At 63.8% G+C, this 17,134-nt stretch carries 17 protein-coding genes and 1 tRNA gene; 11 read left to right on the top strand and 7 right to left on the bottom strand.

Going from position 1 to position 17,134, the window contains the following annotated elements; genetic code table 11:
• The first annotated feature begins 96 nt into the window (after window positions 1-96).
• On the top strand, window positions 97-645 hold the full coding sequence (locus ABJO18_RS05760) for a cytochrome c family protein (protein WP_348515783.1): 549 nt from the start codon (window positions 97-99) through the stop codon (window positions 643-645).
• 110 nt (window positions 646-755) lie between these two features.
• Here the strand turns inward: ABJO18_RS05760 and ABJO18_RS05755 are convergent, their stop codons facing one another.
• Together ABJO18_RS05755 and ABJO18_RS05750 are read right to left on the bottom strand one after the other, a co-directional pair.
• Window positions 756-1,592: a hypothetical protein gene (locus tag ABJO18_RS05755; protein ID WP_348515782.1), complete on the bottom strand. Its 837-nt coding sequence runs from the start codon at window positions 1,590-1,592 to the stop codon at window positions 756-758.
• Between the two features lie 175 nt (window positions 1,593-1,767).
• Entirely contained in the window at window positions 1,768-2,535 is a 768-nt protein-coding gene (locus ABJO18_RS05750) for a class II aldolase/adducin family protein (RefSeq protein WP_348335601.1), read from the bottom strand.
• A gap of 286 nt (window positions 2,536-2,821) precedes the next feature.
• Between ABJO18_RS05750 and ABJO18_RS05745 the strand changes: the two genes are divergently transcribed.
• From ABJO18_RS05745 to ABJO18_RS05730, 4 genes are all read left to right on the top strand, one after another.
• The gene (locus ABJO18_RS05745) at window positions 2,822-3,880 is read left to right on the top strand and encodes a DUF2336 domain-containing protein (protein WP_348335603.1); all 1,059 of its coding nucleotides are present in this window, start codon (window positions 2,822-2,824) and stop codon (window positions 3,878-3,880) included.
• A 42-nt stretch (window positions 3,881-3,922) separates the two neighbouring features.
• Window positions 3,923-4,687 (top strand): NAD kinase, encoded by a 765-nt coding sequence (locus ABJO18_RS05740; protein ID WP_291887638.1) that lies wholly within the window; start codon window positions 3,923-3,925, stop codon window positions 4,685-4,687.
• Between the two features lie 74 nt (window positions 4,688-4,761).
• Window positions 4,762-5,217, top strand: coding sequence for a response regulator (locus tag ABJO18_RS05735; RefSeq protein ID WP_348335605.1), 456 nt, complete (start codon window positions 4,762-4,764; stop codon window positions 5,215-5,217).
• Window positions 5,218-5,230: 13 nt separating this feature from the next.
• Window positions 5,231-5,725, top strand: coding sequence for a hypothetical protein (locus ABJO18_RS05730; RefSeq protein ID WP_348335607.1), 495 nt, complete (start codon window positions 5,231-5,233; stop codon window positions 5,723-5,725).
• An 80-nt stretch (window positions 5,726-5,805) separates the two neighbouring features.
• Here ABJO18_RS05730 and ABJO18_RS05725 read toward each other — a convergent pair whose 3' ends face one another.
• Together ABJO18_RS05725 and ABJO18_RS05720 are read right to left on the bottom strand one after the other, a co-directional pair.
• Window positions 5,806-6,942 carry a DUF2336 domain-containing protein gene (locus ABJO18_RS05725; RefSeq protein ID WP_348335609.1) on the bottom strand — a complete coding sequence of 379 codons (1,137 nt, stop codon included), beginning with the start codon at window positions 6,940-6,942 and terminating at the stop codon, window positions 5,806-5,808.
• Window positions 6,943-7,024: 82 nt separating this feature from the next.
• Complete coding sequence (locus ABJO18_RS05720) at window positions 7,025-7,855, bottom strand: lytic transglycosylase domain-containing protein (protein WP_348335611.1); 831 nt, start codon at window positions 7,853-7,855, stop codon at window positions 7,025-7,027.
• A 177-nt stretch (window positions 7,856-8,032) separates the two neighbouring features.
• On the opposite strand from ABJO18_RS05720, the gene ABJO18_RS05715 reads away from it, so the two are divergent.
• Window positions 8,033-8,515: a DUF6491 family protein gene (locus ABJO18_RS05715; protein WP_348335613.1), complete on the top strand. Its 483-nt coding sequence runs from the start codon at window positions 8,033-8,035 to the stop codon at window positions 8,513-8,515.
• A gap of 22 nt (window positions 8,516-8,537) precedes the next feature.
• Here ABJO18_RS05715 and ABJO18_RS05710 read toward each other — a convergent pair whose 3' ends face one another.
• Complete coding sequence (locus ABJO18_RS05710; protein ID WP_348335615.1) at window positions 8,538-9,458, bottom strand: alpha/beta hydrolase; 921 nt, start codon at window positions 9,456-9,458, stop codon at window positions 8,538-8,540.
• A gap of 196 nt (window positions 9,459-9,654) precedes the next feature.
• On the opposite strand from ABJO18_RS05710, the gene ABJO18_RS05705 reads away from it, so the two are divergent.
• From ABJO18_RS05705 to ABJO18_RS05695, 3 genes are all read left to right on the top strand, one after another.
• Complete coding sequence (locus tag ABJO18_RS05705; RefSeq protein ID WP_271185256.1) at window positions 9,655-9,849, top strand: type II toxin-antitoxin system HicA family toxin; 195 nt, start codon at window positions 9,655-9,657, stop codon at window positions 9,847-9,849.
• A 117-nt stretch (window positions 9,850-9,966) separates the two neighbouring features.
• Window positions 9,967-10,368 carry a type II toxin-antitoxin system HicB family antitoxin gene (locus ABJO18_RS05700; RefSeq protein WP_348335617.1) on the top strand — a complete coding sequence of 134 codons (402 nt, stop codon included), beginning with the start codon at window positions 9,967-9,969 and terminating at the stop codon, window positions 10,366-10,368.
• A gap of 458 nt (window positions 10,369-10,826) precedes the next feature.
• Window positions 10,827-12,707: a DUF87 domain-containing protein gene (locus ABJO18_RS05695; RefSeq protein WP_348335619.1), complete on the top strand. Its 1,881-nt coding sequence runs from the start codon at window positions 10,827-10,829 to the stop codon at window positions 12,705-12,707.
• A gap of 124 nt (window positions 12,708-12,831) precedes the next feature.
• On the opposite strand, the gene ABJO18_RS05690 is transcribed toward ABJO18_RS05695, so the two are convergent.
• Window positions 12,832-12,908, bottom strand: a tRNA-His gene (locus tag ABJO18_RS05690).
• A gap of 334 nt (window positions 12,909-13,242) precedes the next feature.
• Window positions 13,243-14,058 (bottom strand): M48 family metallopeptidase, encoded by an 816-nt coding sequence (locus ABJO18_RS05685; protein WP_348335621.1) that lies wholly within the window; start codon window positions 14,056-14,058, stop codon window positions 13,243-13,245.
• A gap of 127 nt (window positions 14,059-14,185) precedes the next feature.
• Here ABJO18_RS05685 and ABJO18_RS05680 point away from each other — a divergent pair, with 127 nt between their 5' ends.
• Complete coding sequence (locus ABJO18_RS05680) at window positions 14,186-16,318, top strand: AsmA family protein (RefSeq protein ID WP_348515781.1); 2,133 nt, start codon at window positions 14,186-14,188, stop codon at window positions 16,316-16,318.
• A gap of 163 nt (window positions 16,319-16,481) precedes the next feature.
• Window positions 16,482-17,134 (top strand): beta/gamma crystallin-related protein (locus ABJO18_RS05675; protein ID WP_348515780.1); only part of this gene is annotated, 653 nt, incomplete at its 3' end.

Below are 17,134 nucleotides of genomic sequence, written 5' to 3'. Positions count from 1 at the left end.
CAAAGGTGTGGCGCCGGTGGCAGTCTGTCGCACCCCGCAGCGGGCGGATTGCGCTATATGGGGTTCCAGCGTTTTGGATAACTGGAGGATTCCGGCATGCTGCGCAGTCTCGTTCCACTTGCAGGCGCCCTGATCATCGCGGCCTGCGGCGGTGAAACCGGCGATACCGCCGATGCGGCTCCGGCCGTGCACAACGAAGCCGCGGCGCCCGCCGCCGAACCGTCTGCGACTGCGTCGTCGGCGGCCACGGCAATGGCCAGCAGTGACGATGACGATGACGATGACGACGATGCCGGGGCGATCCTGGCGGCCCTGGGTGGCGACTACGCCAATGCCGACCTGACCAATGGTGCGCGCCAGTTCCGGCGCTGTCAGTCCTGCCACACCCTGAATGAAGGCGGCCGTCACACGGTCGGGCCCAATCTGCATGGTGTCATCGGGCGCGCGGCAGCCTCGGCCGAGGGCTTCAACTACTCCCCCCAACTGACCGAGGCCGGTCTGACCTGGGACGTCGAGACCCTGAACGCCTGGATCGAGAATCCGCGCGCCCTGGTGCCCGGCAACCGCATGAGCTTTGTCGGTCTGCGCGAGGCCGACGATCGGCGCGACGTGATCGGCTACCTGGCTGTCGAGACGGCTGAGTAGAGCATTTTCAGCAAAAGTGGGTACCGGATTTGCGGTTCGAAAATGCGCCCGCCAGGGACCCGGCATTTTCAGCAAAAGTGGGCACCGGTTTTGCCGAAAGCGATCGGGCCCTAGAAGCGCCGCCAGACGGACAGGAAGATCGCCCGCTCGTCCAGCGTATTGCGGCCGGCGGGCGTGAAATAGACGCCGGCATGGTATTCCATGCCGGCGATTTCACGGCCGAGCGAGAGCTGCAGCTTGTGCTGGCTGAAGGCCGGACGGGTCGGCCCCGCCGCTTCCGCACTCCACACCGACAGTGACTGGACGATGATCTGCCAGCGCGGGGCCGGGCGCCAGCCGGCGCTGATATCCAGCCTCACCTCGTCCAGATCCGGTTCCGCCCGCCATCGATGTGCCAGCTGGATATCGGCAAACCGGCCGCGCCCGAACGACTGGCCCCACAGGGCGCGGATCTCCCACGCCTCACCACCCGCACCGAGCGGCTGGTTTGACACATTCTCGCCGGCACCGGGCAGGAGCGCCGTCACCTGCAGCGTGGCGATCCGGCCCGCATCCTGCCACACGCCCGCGCGCAGTCCGAGCTCACTCGCGGACAATCCTTGCGCGGCGTCGTGGACCGCGCCCTGGCGGCGCTCGACGGATTGCCAGGCCAGACGCGCCACCGCGGTCAGGCGCGCCGTGATGCCGTATTCGGCGTAGACCGCCGTCTCGTCCTTGTAGAAATAGCCGTCATCGATCCGCTCGCCACCGGCATCGAAACGCTGGTCGGCGCGGTCGGCCAGCGTCGTGACGATCGCCAGCCCCTCGCCCTTCCGCTGCAGCCAGGCGCCCGCCTCGGCCGGTCCGGCCGCGAGCGGGATCGACAGAATTGCCAGCAGGCCGGCGGACACGCCCGCCGGCACTCTCAATGATACCGGCAGGCCGCCAGCTCTCTTTCGCCATCCCATCAGGCGTCCCTCCCGCTTGGCCGGGCAGCCACGCAGCGGCACGTCCGGATCGGGATGGCGACTATACGCGCAATAAGCGCGCATGCAACTTCATGCCACTATTGATTGTATTTTGCGACGCGTCGCTGGCAGGTACCCGGCGGATTTCCATCCGCCGGGTTCATGGCGACGGAGATCAGCTGTCGAAGCCGGGGCTTTCGCGACGGACGCGGTCCAGAACCGCCGCCCAGGCGATCTCCTTGAAAAGATCGTTCGAGGCGATCTCGGAAGACTGCCCGAAGACACGATCCTGCATCTTCTGGTCCCACTCGATCAGCTCTCCGCCGGCTTGCGCCTTGATCTGGATGCGGCAGGCCTTTTCCAGGAGATAGATCCGCACATAGGCCGAGAACGGGTGATCGCCGACCGACAGCGTGCCGTGATTGCGCAGGATCATCAGATTCTTCTCGCCCAGATCGGCAACCAGGCGTTCGCGCTCCTCGTGCTCCAGTGCGATACCCTCGTATTCGTGATAGCTCACATCGTTGTAGACATTCATCGCCAGCTGCGAGATCGGCAGCAGGCCACGCTTCTGGGCAGCGACCGCAACACCGTCGTCGGAATGCAGGTGCAGGGCGACTTTCACATCCGGCCGCGCCGCGTGAATGGCGGAGTGGATCGTGAAGCCGGCCGGATTGATGCCGTAGCGCGAGGGCGGCAGCACATTCCCGTCCAGGTCGACCTTGACCATGTTCGACGCCGTGACGTCTTCATAAAGCAGGCCGAACGGATTGAGCAGGAAATGCTCGTCCGGCCCGGGTACACGCATAGAGATATGTGTGAAGAAGAGATCGTCCCAGCCATGCATCCGCACCAGCCGGTACAGCGCCGCCAGATCGCAGCGCGCCTTCCATTCTTCCTCGGAGACCTGGTCCTTGACCGACAGGTTTGCTTGATCGTCCATTTTTGAACTCCCCGGGGGTTTTCTTTATCGCCAACCCTGTAAGTATTGGCCGATGTTCCATCGCCGTCAAACCCTTCCGTGGCAAGCGATAGGGGCCGAAAAGCGCTTCACAGGACAGCACATCCTGTGCTTGCTTTTTACTCTGCATCTACCAGTAGAGAGCGCCCAATACAGGGTTAATCAAGTCTTTGAAATCACGCACAAATTGTTGTCAGCGCCGATTAACAAGTTTTCAAGGCGTTTCTGGCTTAATGGCAGGCAACGACAATCAAGAAGCTGCGTCTCCATGCCTGCCAATACCGCGGAAACTCTCAATGTCCTGGCCCAGATGAAAGATCCCGGCAAGCGCCGGGAGCTGGCCATGGGTGTCGTGGATCTGTGCCTGGCACAGCCCCTCAGCCCGACCGCCGATCCGGTCGCGGGGGAGCTGCTCGTTACCCTTTCGGCCAAAAGCGACACCGCGACCAAGGCGGAAATTGCCGCCAAGCTCGCACCGTGCGACTGGGCCCCTCACGACATCATCCGTTTCCTGGCCTTCGAGCCGATCGAAGTCTCGGCAGTGATCATCGAGAAGAGCTCGAAACTGACCCAGAAGGACATGATCGAGCTGGCGGAATCCGGCACGACCGAGCATCGCAAAGTGCTCGCGATGCGGGCCAATCTCTGTCTCGCCGTCAGCGACACCCTGGCCCGCCCGGGCGAAGCCATCGTGCTGCGCGCCCTGGCAAACAATTCGACGGCCGAGATCTCCGAGAACACGCTGGACATCTGCCTGACGGTCGCCCGCGACAATCCCAAACTGCGCGAGGCCCTGGCCCGCCGTCACGATCTGACGACCGATTTCGCCACCCAGCTGTGCATCATGCTGCCGGAGAACTGGCGCGAGGAACTCTATCGCCGCTTCGGCCTGGACAAGGACAAGGTCGAGGCGCTTGCTGTCGAGACGGCCCTCTCCGCGACCCCGGAAGATGTCGACAAGGATGCCGCCCGGCGCGTCAATGACGCGGCCAAGGACGGCAAGCTGGACGGCAAGTATGCGCTGGACGCGCTGGTGCGCGGCGAGGAAGCCGTGTTCGATCATGCCATCGCCCATCTGTGCAGCATCAAGGTGTCCCAGTGGCGGATCGCTCTCGCCATGGGCGGTGTCCGCGCCGCGGCGATGGCCTGCCAGGCCGCCAATCTGGAACGCACCGCCTATCCGGTGATCCACAAGGCGCTGCAGCGTTCCGGACGCATGCACCAGGCGCTGGAAGGTGACGCCATGTCGGCTGCCGCAAACGTGTTCCGCATGTACGGCCCGGAGAAAGCGGCCAAGGTCTTGCGTCAGATGGGTTCCAGGGGTTGAATAAAGACGTGTTCGGTAACGTCTTTTTCCCAGAGCCCCGCGATCTCCGATTCATTTGCCTTCCTGGCCAGTCCCAGGCCTGAAGCCAAGGCTGCCAAAGCACGCCTTGAAGAGCTGTATGGCTGCGTCCCGCTGGACGAGGCCGACACGATCATTGCCCTGGGCGGCGACGGTCTCATGCTCGACGCACTGCACACCTCGATCAAGACCGGGGCCCGTGTCTATGGCATGAATTTCGGCTCGGTCGGCTTCCTGATGAACGAGTTCCGGCCGGACGGTCTGCGCGAACGCATCGCGACGGCCGAACATGTCCGGATCCACCCGCTGCGTGCCTGGGGCGAGGATGTGAACTGCCAGCCGTTCGAGGCCCTCGCGATCAACGAGGTCTCCCTGCTGCGCGAAACCCGGCAGACCGCCAAGATCAAGATCACGATCGATGGCCGCGACCGGATGGGCGAGCTGCAGGCCGATGGCGTTCTGGTCGCCACACCGGCCGGATCCACGGCCTATAACCTGTCGGCCCATGGCCCGATCCTGCCGCTCAATTCCAAGGTCCTCGCCCTCACCCCGATCAGCGCCTTCCGCCCGCGCCGCTGGCGCGGGGCGCTGCTGCCGCACACCGTGCGCGTGGGATTCGAGATCGTCGAACCGCGCCTGCGCCCCGTCTCGGCCGTGGCCGACAATCGCGAATTCCGCGAGGTCGCGCGGGTGGATATCGTCGAGGCGAATGACGTCACGCTTACCCTGCTGTACGATAAGGGGCGTGACCTGGCCGAGCGCATCCTGATCGAACAGTTCGAAAGCTGATCCGTTTAGGCTGACGTTAAGCAAGGCCGGCTAGTATTCGAGTCGAATTGACCCGAACCGGATTCGCCGACGCCATGACTGCACCCGAACTGCCCACCGATCTGAGCCGCCTGCGCGTGCTGCTGGTCGACGACAACGCTGCCCTGCGCGGCGCGCTGCGGGTGTCCCTGAATGCGTTCGGCTGTGCCCAGGTCATCGAGGCCGACACGGTGGACCGCGCCCTGGATGTGCTGGCCAGCCGTCCGGTCGATCTCGTCATTACCGACTGGAAGATGCGGCCGCGCGACGGGCTGGACTTCGTGCGCACCCTGCGCCGCAAGCCCGCCAGCCCGACCGCCTTCATCCCGGTCATCATGCTGAGCGGATATTCCGATCGCCAGCGCATCGCCGAGGCCACCGCCGCCGGCGTCGACACCTTTCTGGTCAAACCCTTCACCGCGGCCTCCCTGGCCGGCGCGCTGAGCGAGACCCTGAACCGTTTTTCCGGGCATGCCGATACTGGCCATGCCGCCCATTCCCCCGCGAACTGAGAGGGATAAGACCATGGCCAAACCCAACGATGCTGAAGTAATTTCGGTGCCCAACCTGCTGCAGGCCAAGGTTGGCGGCCCGATCAGCCAGGCCGACATGCACATGATCGAGAAGGCCGAAGAGGCCCTCAAGGATCTGCGTTCCGATTTCGGCCAGTGGCTGGAAGAGGAAGTCGGCAAGCTGGAAGCCGCTGCCAAGGTGGTCAAGACGACCGGCCTCGCCGGTCCTGAAGGCGAAGAACTCTTTGTCCGGGCCCACGACCTGCGCGGTCTCGGTTCGACCTATGAATTCCCGATCGTCACGCGCCTGGCCGGCTCGCTGACCAAGATGATCGACATGCAGGAGAAGCGCGACAAGGCCCCACTGGCCCTCGCCCTCGCCCATGTCGGTGCGATCCGGGCTGCCCTGTCGCAGAATATCCGCAATGACGAGGATGCCGTGGCGTCCGAACTCGCCGGCGAGCTGGAACGGCAGTCTGCCGCCTTTGCCGAGCCCTGGAAGGACTGATCCTTTTAGCATTGCCGGACACAAGAAAGGCCGCCTCTCCGGGCGGCCTTTTTCTTTTCACGTGCGCAAGGACAGGAAACCTAGCCGGCCCGGGCCAGCTGTTCGTCATCATCCTCGAAGCGGGACAGGATATAGTCGAGATCGTCCTCGGGGATGCCCTGGAAGCGGGTGATCGCCCGTTCGGCAAGCGCACGGCGGAAGCGTTCCCGGCCGGCCGTATCGTGCGGGACTTCCATCGCGTGCAGCACGTCGAAACAGGCCCGGATCGCCGGGTAGAGGCGCGAGGGCATGCCGGTACGGTCATAGACCGCGCGCAGGCCCAGCGGTCCGGCATCGTGCACCAGCAGCCAGGCCTTGGCATGGGTGATGCCGGCCAGTTCGGCGAAGGCGTGCTCGACGAAGGCGACGTGTCCGCGCAGCAGGGCGCGCAGGATCAGCGACGGTGTCAGGCGCGCATTGAGGCGCAGCTGCTGGACGAAATGCTTGGGATCGTGCGCCAGGCCGGCCTGGTCAACGAGGTCCAGCGTGGCACGCTCGCGCGCGCCCTCGGCGATCTCCACGGCGACCTGCGGCGGCAGGGCGTGGTGCGAGACCAGGCGCTGCAGCGCGGTGTCGGAAATGTGCGAGATCAGGCGCTCGGTGACATCCAGCGGCAATTGCGAGCGGGCGACGAAACTGTCCATCACCACCGGGTTCTCGCAGAATTCGGCAAAGGCGCGCTGATAGGCTGCGTCGTCGAACCGGGCACCGTCATTGGCAGCGGCGATCGACACGGCCCGCTCGTCGCGGCTGTCGAGCAGTTCGTGCACGATGATCGGCGCGACATGCGGCCGGCCGGCAATGGCACAGCGCTTGTCGCTGCCGGCATGTTCGAGCACGCGCAGCAGGTCCTCGTCTTCCAGGACCGGGGAGTTTTCCAGCACCGGCAGGGCCACGGTATCGACATCCATCGCCAGTTTCACGGCGATGTCGTGCGGCAGGTTGCGGGATTGCTTGAGGGTGACGGCCATGGCCCGGCGCACGAGTTCGGCAGCGTCACGGGCGATCAGGTCGAGAATGTCACGCGCGGCACCGCGCTCGGCATCGGTCAGATTGGCCGCGTCCATGCGGCGGCAGATCTTTTGCGCGGCCGAGGCGCGGACTTCCTCGTTCTCGCCCTTTACCAGACGGCGGATATCGTCCTGGGTCAGTCGATTGCGCAGCGCGACGACGCTCATGGCAGGTCCATCATGTTGAATGTATCGGCCCTGTTTCTAGGCCCGGTATGCTTAACGAAAGCTTGCAACCCGTTTCGCAGCTTTACGAATTGCGGGCGCGGCCGGCCGAGCGCGGGGCGTCCAGCGAGGCCAGGATCTCCACCAGTGCCGGCGACAGCTCGCCATTGCCGACCCGGTGACTGCCCGGGGCGACGGGCGAGGTATTGCGGGCCGGGGTGTAGCTGCCGGCAAGGCGGATATTGCCGCTATCATTGAGATCGGGCGAGGCCGCAGCAGCGCGGTTCGCGGATGCCGGGATCTGCGGTGCCGGACGGTCGCCCGTCAGCGAGGCCAGCACTTCGCTTGTCGAGCGGGCGCGGCCGTCCTCGTAGAAGATGGCGCGATTGGCGCGGGCAGCCGCCGGGAAGAGCTGGTCGGCGCGGCCCTGCGGATTGTTTTCGGCGGCCTCGATCAGGCTTGCAGCCCCCTGGGCGCCCAGGAAGTGGGCGGCATAGAGTTCGCCGCCGGATGCAGCGCGGCCGATCCGCGTCTGGATCACGGCGGCATTCTCCGCAGCCAGTTCGCCGGCCATGCGGGCAGAGGCTTCGGCGTCGAAGCGCAGGTCGAGAATGCGCTGGCGCTGCACCGGATCCTCGACCACATAGCGGCCGTTGGCATCGCGGCTGATCGCGGCGGCGGCGTCTTCATAGCCGTGTTCGGCGCCGCGGCGCTGCATCACGCCCAGCCAGGTCTGCTCGATGAACTGGAACAGGCCGGAGGCCGACGACGTCGAGGCCTCGGCGCGCACATCGAAATTGCTTTCCCGCGCAGCGGTGCGCAGCAGGAAGTTGAAATCCGTGCCGGTCTCCTGCGCGGCCTGGCGCAGGGTGCGGGTCATGAAGTCCTGGTTGTTGGCGTCGACGGGGCTGACCAAGGCGGTCTCCGGGGAATCGGTTGCTGCGAATCGACGTCCAGACTCGCGCCTCATGGCTAATCCGGCGTTAACGATGCGGCGCCGTGCCGCCGGGAGGACGGTTGACGGCACCCCGCAGAGCGCCGATATCCTTGTGGGAGCGAGGGATCCTTTGAACGGATGCATAAAGGATACGCCATGACATGCGTGAAATTTGCCGCCACCGCCGCGCCGCTTCTGGCCGCGGCCGGAGCGCTGGCCCTGATGGGCGCGCCAGCCGCGACCGCCCAGGATCTCGATCCGGAGGCCGTTGCGGCCGCCGAAGCCTATCCGCTGGAACCGGCCACGGACCGGATCCGCGTGATCAATATCAACGGCTATTCGGTGATCGACCGCGAGCACCTGGTGCTCAATGGTGGCGCGCGCCGCCACTACCTCGTCACGCTGCGCCATCCGTGTCCGGAGCTGCGCTCGGGCATACAGATCGGCACGAGTTTCGGCGACACGGCCACGCTCTACCCGCCGCTGGTGGAGTACATCCATGTCGGCCAGCCGCAAATGCGCTGCTCGATCCACACGGTCGAGGAGATCGACAGTGTCGAGACGGCCCGCGCCCTCGTCCAGCGCCGCAATGCGGCGGAAGAGGCCGCGGCGGACGACGACACGCCCAGCCAGCGCTGATCGCCACGTCCTGGTCATCGCCTCAGTCATCGCCCCGCAGGGCACCGGACAGCCAGGCCGCGACCCGGTCCGGTGCCTGCATCGGGGCGAGATGGCCCAGATCGTCCATGCGTGTGAGCTGTGCCCCGTGGCGGGTCAGCGCGCGCGGGCGCATCAGGGTCGAGCCATGCCCCGCCTGCAGCACGTGCGCGCGCCCGGCAACCTGCCGGGCGGCGGCGTCGGGATTGTGGGCCTGGGCTTCATAGTTCGCCGCCTCCCAGGCGGGGTCGCAGGCGAGGACAACCTTCCCCTCACCGCCCCTGTTCCCATTCTCGGCGCCCTCCCCGGCATCCCGCAGGCCGCCCTCGAGATAATCCTCCAGCACGCCGGGAGCCCAGCGGGCAAAACCGGGGTGTTTGGCATAGCGCTGCCGCGCCGCCTCGCGGTCGGGCCAGCCATTGCGGCGGCGGCGCGCCTGGCGGGCGATCGGCATGCGATTGCGGTTGAGCGCGAAGAAGGGCGAGCGGGCAAGCCAGTAGACCGGGCGCGGCAGAATCACCGGTTCGATCAGCGCCAGAACGGGGACAGGCTTGCCCTCGCGAGCCAGGCGGGCTGCGGTCATCAGGGCCGTGGTGGCGCCCATGGAATGGCCCGCCATGGCATCCGGAACGAAGCCCAACTGCCCCCACAAGGCCATCATATCGGTAACATAAGTGCCCCATGAGCGGTGCATGTCTGCGTCGGCCGGTAGCGTTGTAGCGCCATGACCGCGCAGATCCGGGGCGTAAATCTCGTAGTCTCCGGCCAGTTTCTCGAACACCTGGCGATAGGTCGAAGCACAAAAACCATTGGCGTGCAGGAAAGCCAGGCGCGGCTTTCCCGGATTGGACCAGACGCGCAGCGACACCGTCCCGCCCGGCAGGGATACCGTCTGCACCGTCAAATCCGGACCCGTTCCGTCCATTGCATCCGCCTCCCGCCGGCTCTGCTGCCAGCTCTGCCAACCGGCGCCAGCCTAACCCGATCCCCCATTATCGCACGGGCTGCAGGACAGTGGATAAGTTGATGGCGGAAATACGCGGCGGGAGGGGGGAAGCGGGGTCGCAGGCGTGACAATAACCACTTTTGATTGTATATTGTCACCAGCACACGGAAACCGCATGCCGGTCAGCAGCAGGGACATTATCCGGCGCCTTGAGAAGGCGGGATGGGTGAAGATTGCCCAGAAGGGCAGCCATACCCAATGGAAGCATCCCGACCGCCCCGGACGTGTCACCGTGCCTCATCCCCGCCGCACGCTTGCCGCGGGAACGCTGAAGTCGATCTGCCGTCAGGCGGGATGGGACAAGCTGTAATCTCCCGTCGGCCGTGATCGTCACCAGCCGCTAGGCCCACCGATTGAGAAATACACACTCAGTGTGTATATTGTCGCCGAACCGGGACCAACACCCCCCGGACAGGAGACGCGGATCATGTATGTCGCCCTGGTCCACAAGGACCCCCAGTCGGATTTCAGCGTGTCCTTTCCGGACCTGCCGGGATGCGTGTCGGCGGGAGAGACCGTCGAGGCTGCCCTCGAGGAGGCGCGCACCGCCCTCGCCCTGCATCTGGAGGGGATGAAACAGGATGGCGAGGCCGTCCCCGCTCCGCGGGCGATCGGGGCGCTGCTAGCGGATCCGGAGTTTCTGGAGGACCGGCGGGATGCCGTCCTCACCCCGCTGATCGCGCCCGCCATCACCAGCGGCCGCACCACCCGCATCAACCTCTCCATCGACACCGGCCAGCTCGCCCTGATCGACCAGGCCGCCACCCGCGCCGGCATGAGCCGGTCGGCGTTCATGGTGTCCGCGGCTGTGGGGCGGGCGGGGGTTTAGGGGGGAGGGCCGCTATCAGTTCGGACCCGACGCCATAGTAAACCAAATTGGCACCGGCCATTTCTTTGGCCTGCGCCTCAATTATCTGATGCTTATAAGAAAATTGCGACTTTTGGTAAGCTTGATAAAATGCCAGCCTGCGCAACTTGGCAGGGGGTGAGATTTTGACTAGCAAACTCTCGCAGTCTCAACGGGCTATCGCTCTACTAGTTTATTCTGTTTCGGCTGTCGGCCTTTTCCTTTTTTTGGAAGGAGGCTCTCTAACAGATAGTATGGGTCGGTCGGGTTGGCTCATCATTCTTATAGCATACTGGTTGCTGACGCTTATTAGCGCACCGTGGTATCGTCCCCCAAGAGACGCACTAAGCACGGCCGTAGCCGCAGGCATCGCGATCTATCAAACGGGTCCAAGCCCGGAGCTATACGCAAACGTATTCGACTCATTGAAGCTAATCGGCTTGTTGCTTGCCTCCTCAACAATCTTGCTGTCAGGCTTCGCGATATTTGATCTCGCAGCTCGCGGAAGAACACAAGAATCCAGCAAAACATATCTGATAGCCGATATGCTGGGGGCGGGAGAAGTTCAGTTCACAATACCATTTACATTATCCGTTTTGAGCACATACAATGATACATTATCAGCAATTGTTATGCTTCTTATTTTCTGGGTACTTGTTAGCACTATAAAGCCTGTAGAGCGCCTAATACGGATAGCAGCTCTCACTATCTCAAGAATGTTGACCACGGTGGGCCCGAAACTTGGGACTATTGCGAGAGTTGATGCTCCCAACCTCGTCCGAGTATCTCTTGATAAGCCCGACCGTTGGAAGAAAGGCCTTCCGGTAGTTGCCCGAATGGCTGACGGACACGGCGCATACTTGGTCCCGCTTTTCGCTGAGCTTAAAGACCACGAAGTCGTAGGCACCGCCTACCTAACAGAAAAACGCATTCTGACGAACGATCCCTTGCCACTTGGCATCGGCAGTGTCTACGAGACCACCGATACCGATGCCGACATTCCGGGCGTTGGCAATGGGACTGAAATCATCGGTTTCGCCATCGAAGGGAGCAGCATTGAAAGCTTAGTTTTCGAGGTTCTGCCCAACAGCAAAGTCCAGCGCGGCACCTTAGTGAACGTAAAGATTCAAGAACAGTTGGTATATTATCAAGTTGTGGAGGCACGATCTACTGAAGAGCTGATTGCAGGAAACCCAAGCGGAAAAACAGTCGCAATATGCAATCAATTGGGGCGAATTACGGAACAAGGATACTTAGAAGAGCACAGATGGATTCCGGATATGAACACTCCGGTTGTTTCCGCACCTGCAGATCTTACTGCACAAAGCCCCACACCCCCTTCAGCTAATGACCTTGTGATTGGAGAAGTTGTTGGTTCAAAACTTCCAGCTAGGGCTGACCTAAACGTCCTTAGCGAGCTTCATTGCGCCGTGCTAGGCTCCACGGGAAGCGGAAAGACTGAACTAGCTTTCGACATAATTCGAGGCGCCGTAGATCGCGGCATTAAGGTTATCTGCGTCGACTTTACAGGTGATTACAGATCGCGTTTGGCCGATTTGGGACCAACCCCCCTCGGCCTCGGAGGGGAGGATGTTAGGACGCTTGATGAGCTTTTATTTAAGATCGACATCAAGGGCTTTAGATCGGAGAATGAAAAAATAGACCTTAAAAAATTCAAGGAGGAAAAAGAAACATCAGTAGAGGCCGAGATAAATAAATTTATAGAATCTGGTGAAAATTTAGCCCTCTTTGATTTCGATCAAATTTCCAATTCAAAAGGCTCAGTCATATGCGTGGAACTTTATCTCACCTGCCTGATGAACTGGGCGCGGAACAGCCACAGCGAGCAGCAGGTTCTGGTCGCAATTGAGGAAGCCCATTTGGTTATACCCGAGACTGCAGGCGGGAGTGATTGGGATGTAAAGTGGGCGACCGAGCGCATAGGTCAAATCGCGCTGCAAGGCAGAAAATATGGTGTTGGCCTTTTGCTGGTGTCCCAACGGACCGCGCTCGTTAGCAAGACGATACTTTCGCAGTGCCACACCATTTTTTGTTTCAAGCTCATCGATAAAACGAGCCTTCAGTATCTCGAAAGCGTTGTTTCTCAAGATCTAATTCGAGCTCTCCCAACGCTGCCGAAACGAAACTTCTTCGCTATAGGGAGTGGCGTTCGGGGTGACCGTCCGCTTTGGGTTGAGGTGCCACATGATCCTGAGAAGGAGAAAGCAAGTCGCGACGCACGCCGAAAACCCGTACCCAGGGGGCGGTCGGCGACTGCTGTAGGTGGGGATGAGGCCACAGCTGCAGATGCCTCTGCATAAGAGTGCTTCGAATTGTCAGCACCTTACTGCTTCTTTAGGTTTTCAATGATCGACATCGACCTATGGCGGTACGCACACGCTCGCTGGATGCCAATAGGGCTAGAAAATCGAGAAGAAAGAAAAATGGTACCGCCTCCCTGGTTTGAACAGGGGACCTCTAGATCCACAATCTAGCGCTCTAACCAACTGAGCTAAGGCGGCACTCGGGTGTCACGGCCCGCAAAGGGGGCGTGAGGCGCGGGAAACTAGCGTCCCTCCCGCGCGCTGGCAACTGCTTCGTCAGGCGATTTGCAGGCCGCTGTGCGGGCGGGCTGCGGCGGGCGGAAACCGGACCGGTCTCCCCGGGAAGGGCGCGATGGCTGGAAGCGGTCCTCGCCCTTGATGGGCGAGGGGAACCACGCCGCAGGCGTGGTGGAGTGGGTGACTTTTTGAAGACCGGAAACGCTTCGCGTTTCACCCCTTCCGTCCCTTCGGGACACCTTCCCCATCAAGGGGAAGGACCGCACAGCACTGCGCCGCCCCCGAGAACCTCTCCCTAAGCGCCATACCCCCGTGCGCGGATGTGCTGGCGCATGGCGGCGATGCGGTTGGCGTCGGAGGGGTGGGTGGAGGCGAATTCGGCGGTCTGGCGCTGGTTCATGGCGGCCATGCCGATCCAGAAGTCGAGCGCGTCCTGGGGATTGTATCCGGCGCGCACCATGTAATCGACGCCGATCCGGTCGGCCTCGTATTCGTGCTCGCGCGAATAGGGCAGGATGATGCCGTAGGTGGCGCCCATGCCCAGCGCGGCACCGATCTCCTGGCTGTACTGGCTGTATTCGCTGTTGCCCAGCGCGCCGGTGACCAGGGAGATGCCGACCTGGGAGGCGAGCTGCTGGCTGGCCCGCTCGGCCGAGTGGCGGCCGGCGATATGGGCGATCTCGTGGCCCAGCACGGTGGCGATATGCCCGTCGCCTTCCATCAGGTCCATGATGCCCTTGTAGAAGGCCACCTTGCCATTGGGCAGGACCCAGGCATTGCGCTCCTCGCTGTCGAAGACAGTGAATTCCCATTGATAGCCGGTGAGGCCGGAGGCCGGGACGATGCGCTGGCCGACGCGTTCCAGGCGGCGCTGATAGCTGGGATCGCGCAGCACGCGTTCCTCGCGCAGCGTGTCCTGCCAGGCCTGGTTGGACATTTGCGCCAGCTGGCCGTCAGAGACCAGCATCAGCTGGGAGCGGCCCAGCGCGGCATTGTCGGCACAGCCCGCGGCCAGCGGCAGCACGGTGCCGGCGGCCAGGCCGATGATGAGTTCGCGGCGGCGCACAAGGCCGTTCGACGATGATGTGCGATTGCAGCAGGTGTCCGGCATACCCTTCCCCTTTGGTTTTCCGACACATTCTCCTTTACAATAACGCACAGCCGCCTGCCCGTCTTGCCAAGAAAGCGACAATTGCAGGTGCTAGTGTGCGTCCGAATCCTTTTGGAGCCTGTCCCCCATGAAACGCCTCGGCCTCTTTCTTCTCGTTCTCGTCGTCCTCGTGATCGGCGCCGCCTTCATCCTGCCCGCCGTGATCCCGGCCTCGGCCTATCGCGACCGCGTGGAAGCCGCCGCCGGCGATGCGCTGAACCGGCCGGTGCAGCTGGCCGGTGATGTCAGCCTGACAATCCTGCCGCGGGTGCAGGTGGTGGCGCGCGATGTCACCATCGCCAATGCCGAGGGGTTCTCGGACGAACCCTTCGCGCAGATGGGCGAGATGCGGGTCGGCCTGGAGCTGATCCCGCTGCTGTCGCGCCGGGTGGAGATCACCGAGTTCGTGCTGATCGATCCGGTGATCCGGCTGGAACAGCGCCGCGGCGGCAATAACTGGACCTTTGCCGATCCCGACGCCGCCCCCGCCCCGGCCGCACCGGCCGGCGACGGGTTCGTGCGCCAGCCCGGCGCCCTGCCGATCGATGCCAGTTTCGGCGATGTGCGCATCGAGAACGCCTCGATCTTCTATTCCGATGGCAGCCAGAGCCGCGAGATCACCGGTCTGGACCTGGCCATCGCCCTGCCCTCGCTGGACGCGCCGACCGCGATCGACGGCTCGCTCTCGGCCGATGGCGAGGCGATGACATTCGATGCCGAGCTGGGCTCGATCCGCGACTTCTTCGAGGGCCGCGCCACACCGCTCACCCTGTCGCTGGGCGGCAATCTGGTCGATGTCAGCTTTGACGGGGAAATCCCGGCCTCCGAGGATATCGAGTTTGCCGGCGACTTCTCCGCCGACATCCCCTCCATCCGGGCGCTCGCCGCCTTTGCCGGCAGCCCGCTGCCGCCGGGCGAGAACCTGCAGCGCTTTGCCGCGCAGGGCCGGATCGAGGGCACGACCTCGCGTCTGGGCCTGACGGCCCGCTCGATCCGCTTCGACGAGATCCGCGGCTCGGGCAATCTGGCCGCCGACCTGTCGGGCAGCCGGCCGCGCCTGACCGGCCGTCTGGATCTGGACGAGCTGAACGTGAACCCCTACCTGCCCGCTCCCGCCGGGGATGCCGCCCCGGCGGCCGGCGGCGGCATCCCGCCCTGGAGCGAGGAGGCGATCGATTTCGCCGGGCTGGGCATTGCCGATGCCGATCTGTCGCTGAATGTCGGCCGGCTGCTGGTGCGCGATATCGAGGTGACCGATGCAGCCCTGCGGGCCGTGGTCGACAATCGCCGCCTGCAGGCCGTGCTGGAGCGGATCTCGCTCTATGAAGGCCAGGGCAATGTCACCATCGTGGCCAATGCCCGCACGGCGACGCCCTCCTTCTCGCTGGATGCCAGCCTGGCCGGTCTGGACGCCCTGCCCTTCCTGGACGCGGCGGCCGGGTTCGACCGGCTGGCCGGGACCGGCGCCATGACGCTCTCGCTCGCCACCTCCGGCAACAGCCAGGCGGCGATGATGCGCAATCTGGGCGGTAATGGTGAGTTCAACTTCGCCGACGGCGCCATTGTCGGCATCAATATCGCCGAGACGATCCGCAATGTGTCCGGCTTCCTCGACCGTTCCGGCGGCGCCCAGGCGGCCGATACCAGCGAGGACGACAGCGAACAGGCCAGTGTCGGCGAACGCCAGGAGACCGACTTCTCCAGCCTCGGCGGCACATTCGCCATCGCCAATGGCCGGCTGACGAATAACGACCTTCTGATGCTCTCCCCGCTGCTGCGCGTGGAAGGCCAGGGCTGGGTCGATCTGCCCAGCCAGACGCTGGACTATCGCCTGCGTCCGCGCGCCGTCGCCTCGATCGAGGGCCAGGGCGGTTCGACCGACCTGCAGGGCATTGTCGTGCCGATCCGCTTCCGCGGCGATTTCAACAATGTCGGTTATGGCGTCGATACCGAGGCCGTGACGCGCGCCCTGCTGCAGGGCGCGCTGAGCAATGCCATCGGCGGCGACCGCAACCAGTCGCCCGAGGATGCCGCGCGCGACGCGTTGCGCAATGCGCTGGGCCTGGGCAACCGCAATGATGAGGCGACGGACGGCGAAGAGGGTCAGACCGATGAGGAAGAGGTCGATCCGGCCGAGCAATTGCTGCGCGGCCTGTTCAACCAGCGCCGCGACCGCTCGCAGTCCGACGAGACGGACGACAATTCCGGCGATCCGAACTAGGCTCGCCATCGACACCGGCACCGCCCGGCGGTGCCGGCAAGGGGGATGCGGCTGCGGGCCGCGCCCGGGCCATGAACCGCGCATGAACTGTCCGCTCGAATGCGGTTCAGGCAGGCTCTGGCAGGGTGATGCTCGCACCGCATTGGCAAGAGGGAGAGAACCCATGTCCATCCGCACCGCCACACTCGGCGCAGCCCTGCTCGCCGCAGCCTGGCTGCCCGCCGCCGCACCGGCCCAGGCTCAGGAAATCATCCTGTATGACGGTCCGAACTATACCGGCCAGGAAGTCCGCGTGACCGGCGCCGACCGCAATCTGTCGAGCCGCCGTTTCAACGACCGCACCTCCTCCTTCCGGATCGTCTCCGGCGAGTGGGAAGTGTGCCAGCACGACGATTACAACGGCACCTGCGAGACCCATCGCAGCGACCAGCCCTCGCTGGGCCGGATGGACAACCAGATCACCTCGGTGCGCCCGGCCTATCTGGGCCGCCCCGATCCGGGCTATCCGGACCGTCCGGGCCGTCCGGGACGCCCCGGCGAAAGCTCGATCACGCTCTATTCGGGCTATAACTATACCGGCCGCTCGGTGACGATCACCGATACGGTGAGCAATCTCCAGCAGCTCGGCTTCAACGACCAGGCACGCTCGATCCGCCATTCCGGACGCCGCTCCTGGCGCGTCTGCCAGCACGCCAATTTCGACGGCGCCTGCATGGAAGTGGATCGCGACATCCCCTCCATCGGCGGCGGCATGGCAGCGCAGATCTCCTCGGTCGAACCGGATTATGGCAGCCGTCCGGGCCGCCCCGGCCGTCA

The organism is Maricaulis sp. (genome assembly GCF_039978735.1).
Lineage (GTDB): Bacteria > Pseudomonadota > Alphaproteobacteria > Caulobacterales > Maricaulaceae > Maricaulis.
Note: the sequence above shows the minus strand (reverse complement) of the source record. Positions and strands in the feature narration are given on the sequence as shown.

Excerpts from the sequence above, each read along its gene's own strand:
- ABJO18_RS05685 (WP_348335621.1), bottom strand. The coding sequence starts at position 14,058 with ATGCCGGACACCTGCTGCAATCGCACATCATCGTCGAACGGCCTTGTG.
- ABJO18_RS05710 (WP_348335615.1), bottom strand. The coding sequence starts at position 9,458 with ATGGACGGAACGGGTCCGGATTTGACGGTGCAGACGGTATCCCTGCCG.
- ABJO18_RS05730 (WP_348335607.1), top strand. The coding sequence starts at position 5,231 with ATGGCCAAACCCAACGATGCTGAAGTAATTTCGGTGCCCAACCTGCTG.
- ABJO18_RS05735 (WP_348335605.1), top strand. The coding sequence starts at position 4,762 with ATGACTGCACCCGAACTGCCCACCGATCTGAGCCGCCTGCGCGTGCTG.
- ABJO18_RS05680 (WP_348515781.1), top strand. The coding sequence starts at position 14,186 with ATGAAACGCCTCGGCCTCTTTCTTCTCGTTCTCGTCGTCCTCGTGATC.
- ABJO18_RS05725 (WP_348335609.1), bottom strand. The coding sequence starts at position 6,942 with ATGAGCGTCGTCGCGCTGCGCAATCGACTGACCCAGGACGATATCCGC.
- ABJO18_RS05700 (WP_348335617.1), top strand. The coding sequence starts at position 9,967 with ATGTATGTCGCCCTGGTCCACAAGGACCCCCAGTCGGATTTCAGCGTG.
- ABJO18_RS05750 (WP_348335601.1), bottom strand. The coding sequence starts at position 2,535 with ATGGACGATCAAGCAAACCTGTCGGTCAAGGACCAGGTCTCCGAGGAA.
- ABJO18_RS05760 (WP_348515783.1), top strand. The coding sequence starts at position 97 with ATGCTGCGCAGTCTCGTTCCACTTGCAGGCGCCCTGATCATCGCGGCC.
- ABJO18_RS05745 (WP_348335603.1), top strand. The coding sequence starts at position 2,822 with ATGCCTGCCAATACCGCGGAAACTCTCAATGTCCTGGCCCAGATGAAA.
- ABJO18_RS05755 (WP_348515782.1), bottom strand. The coding sequence starts at position 1,592 with ATGGGATGGCGAAAGAGAGCTGGCGGCCTGCCGGTATCATTGAGAGTG.
- ABJO18_RS05705 (WP_271185256.1), top strand. The coding sequence starts at position 9,655 with ATGCCGGTCAGCAGCAGGGACATTATCCGGCGCCTTGAGAAGGCGGGA.
- ABJO18_RS05715 (WP_348335613.1), top strand. The coding sequence starts at position 8,033 with ATGACATGCGTGAAATTTGCCGCCACCGCCGCGCCGCTTCTGGCCGCG.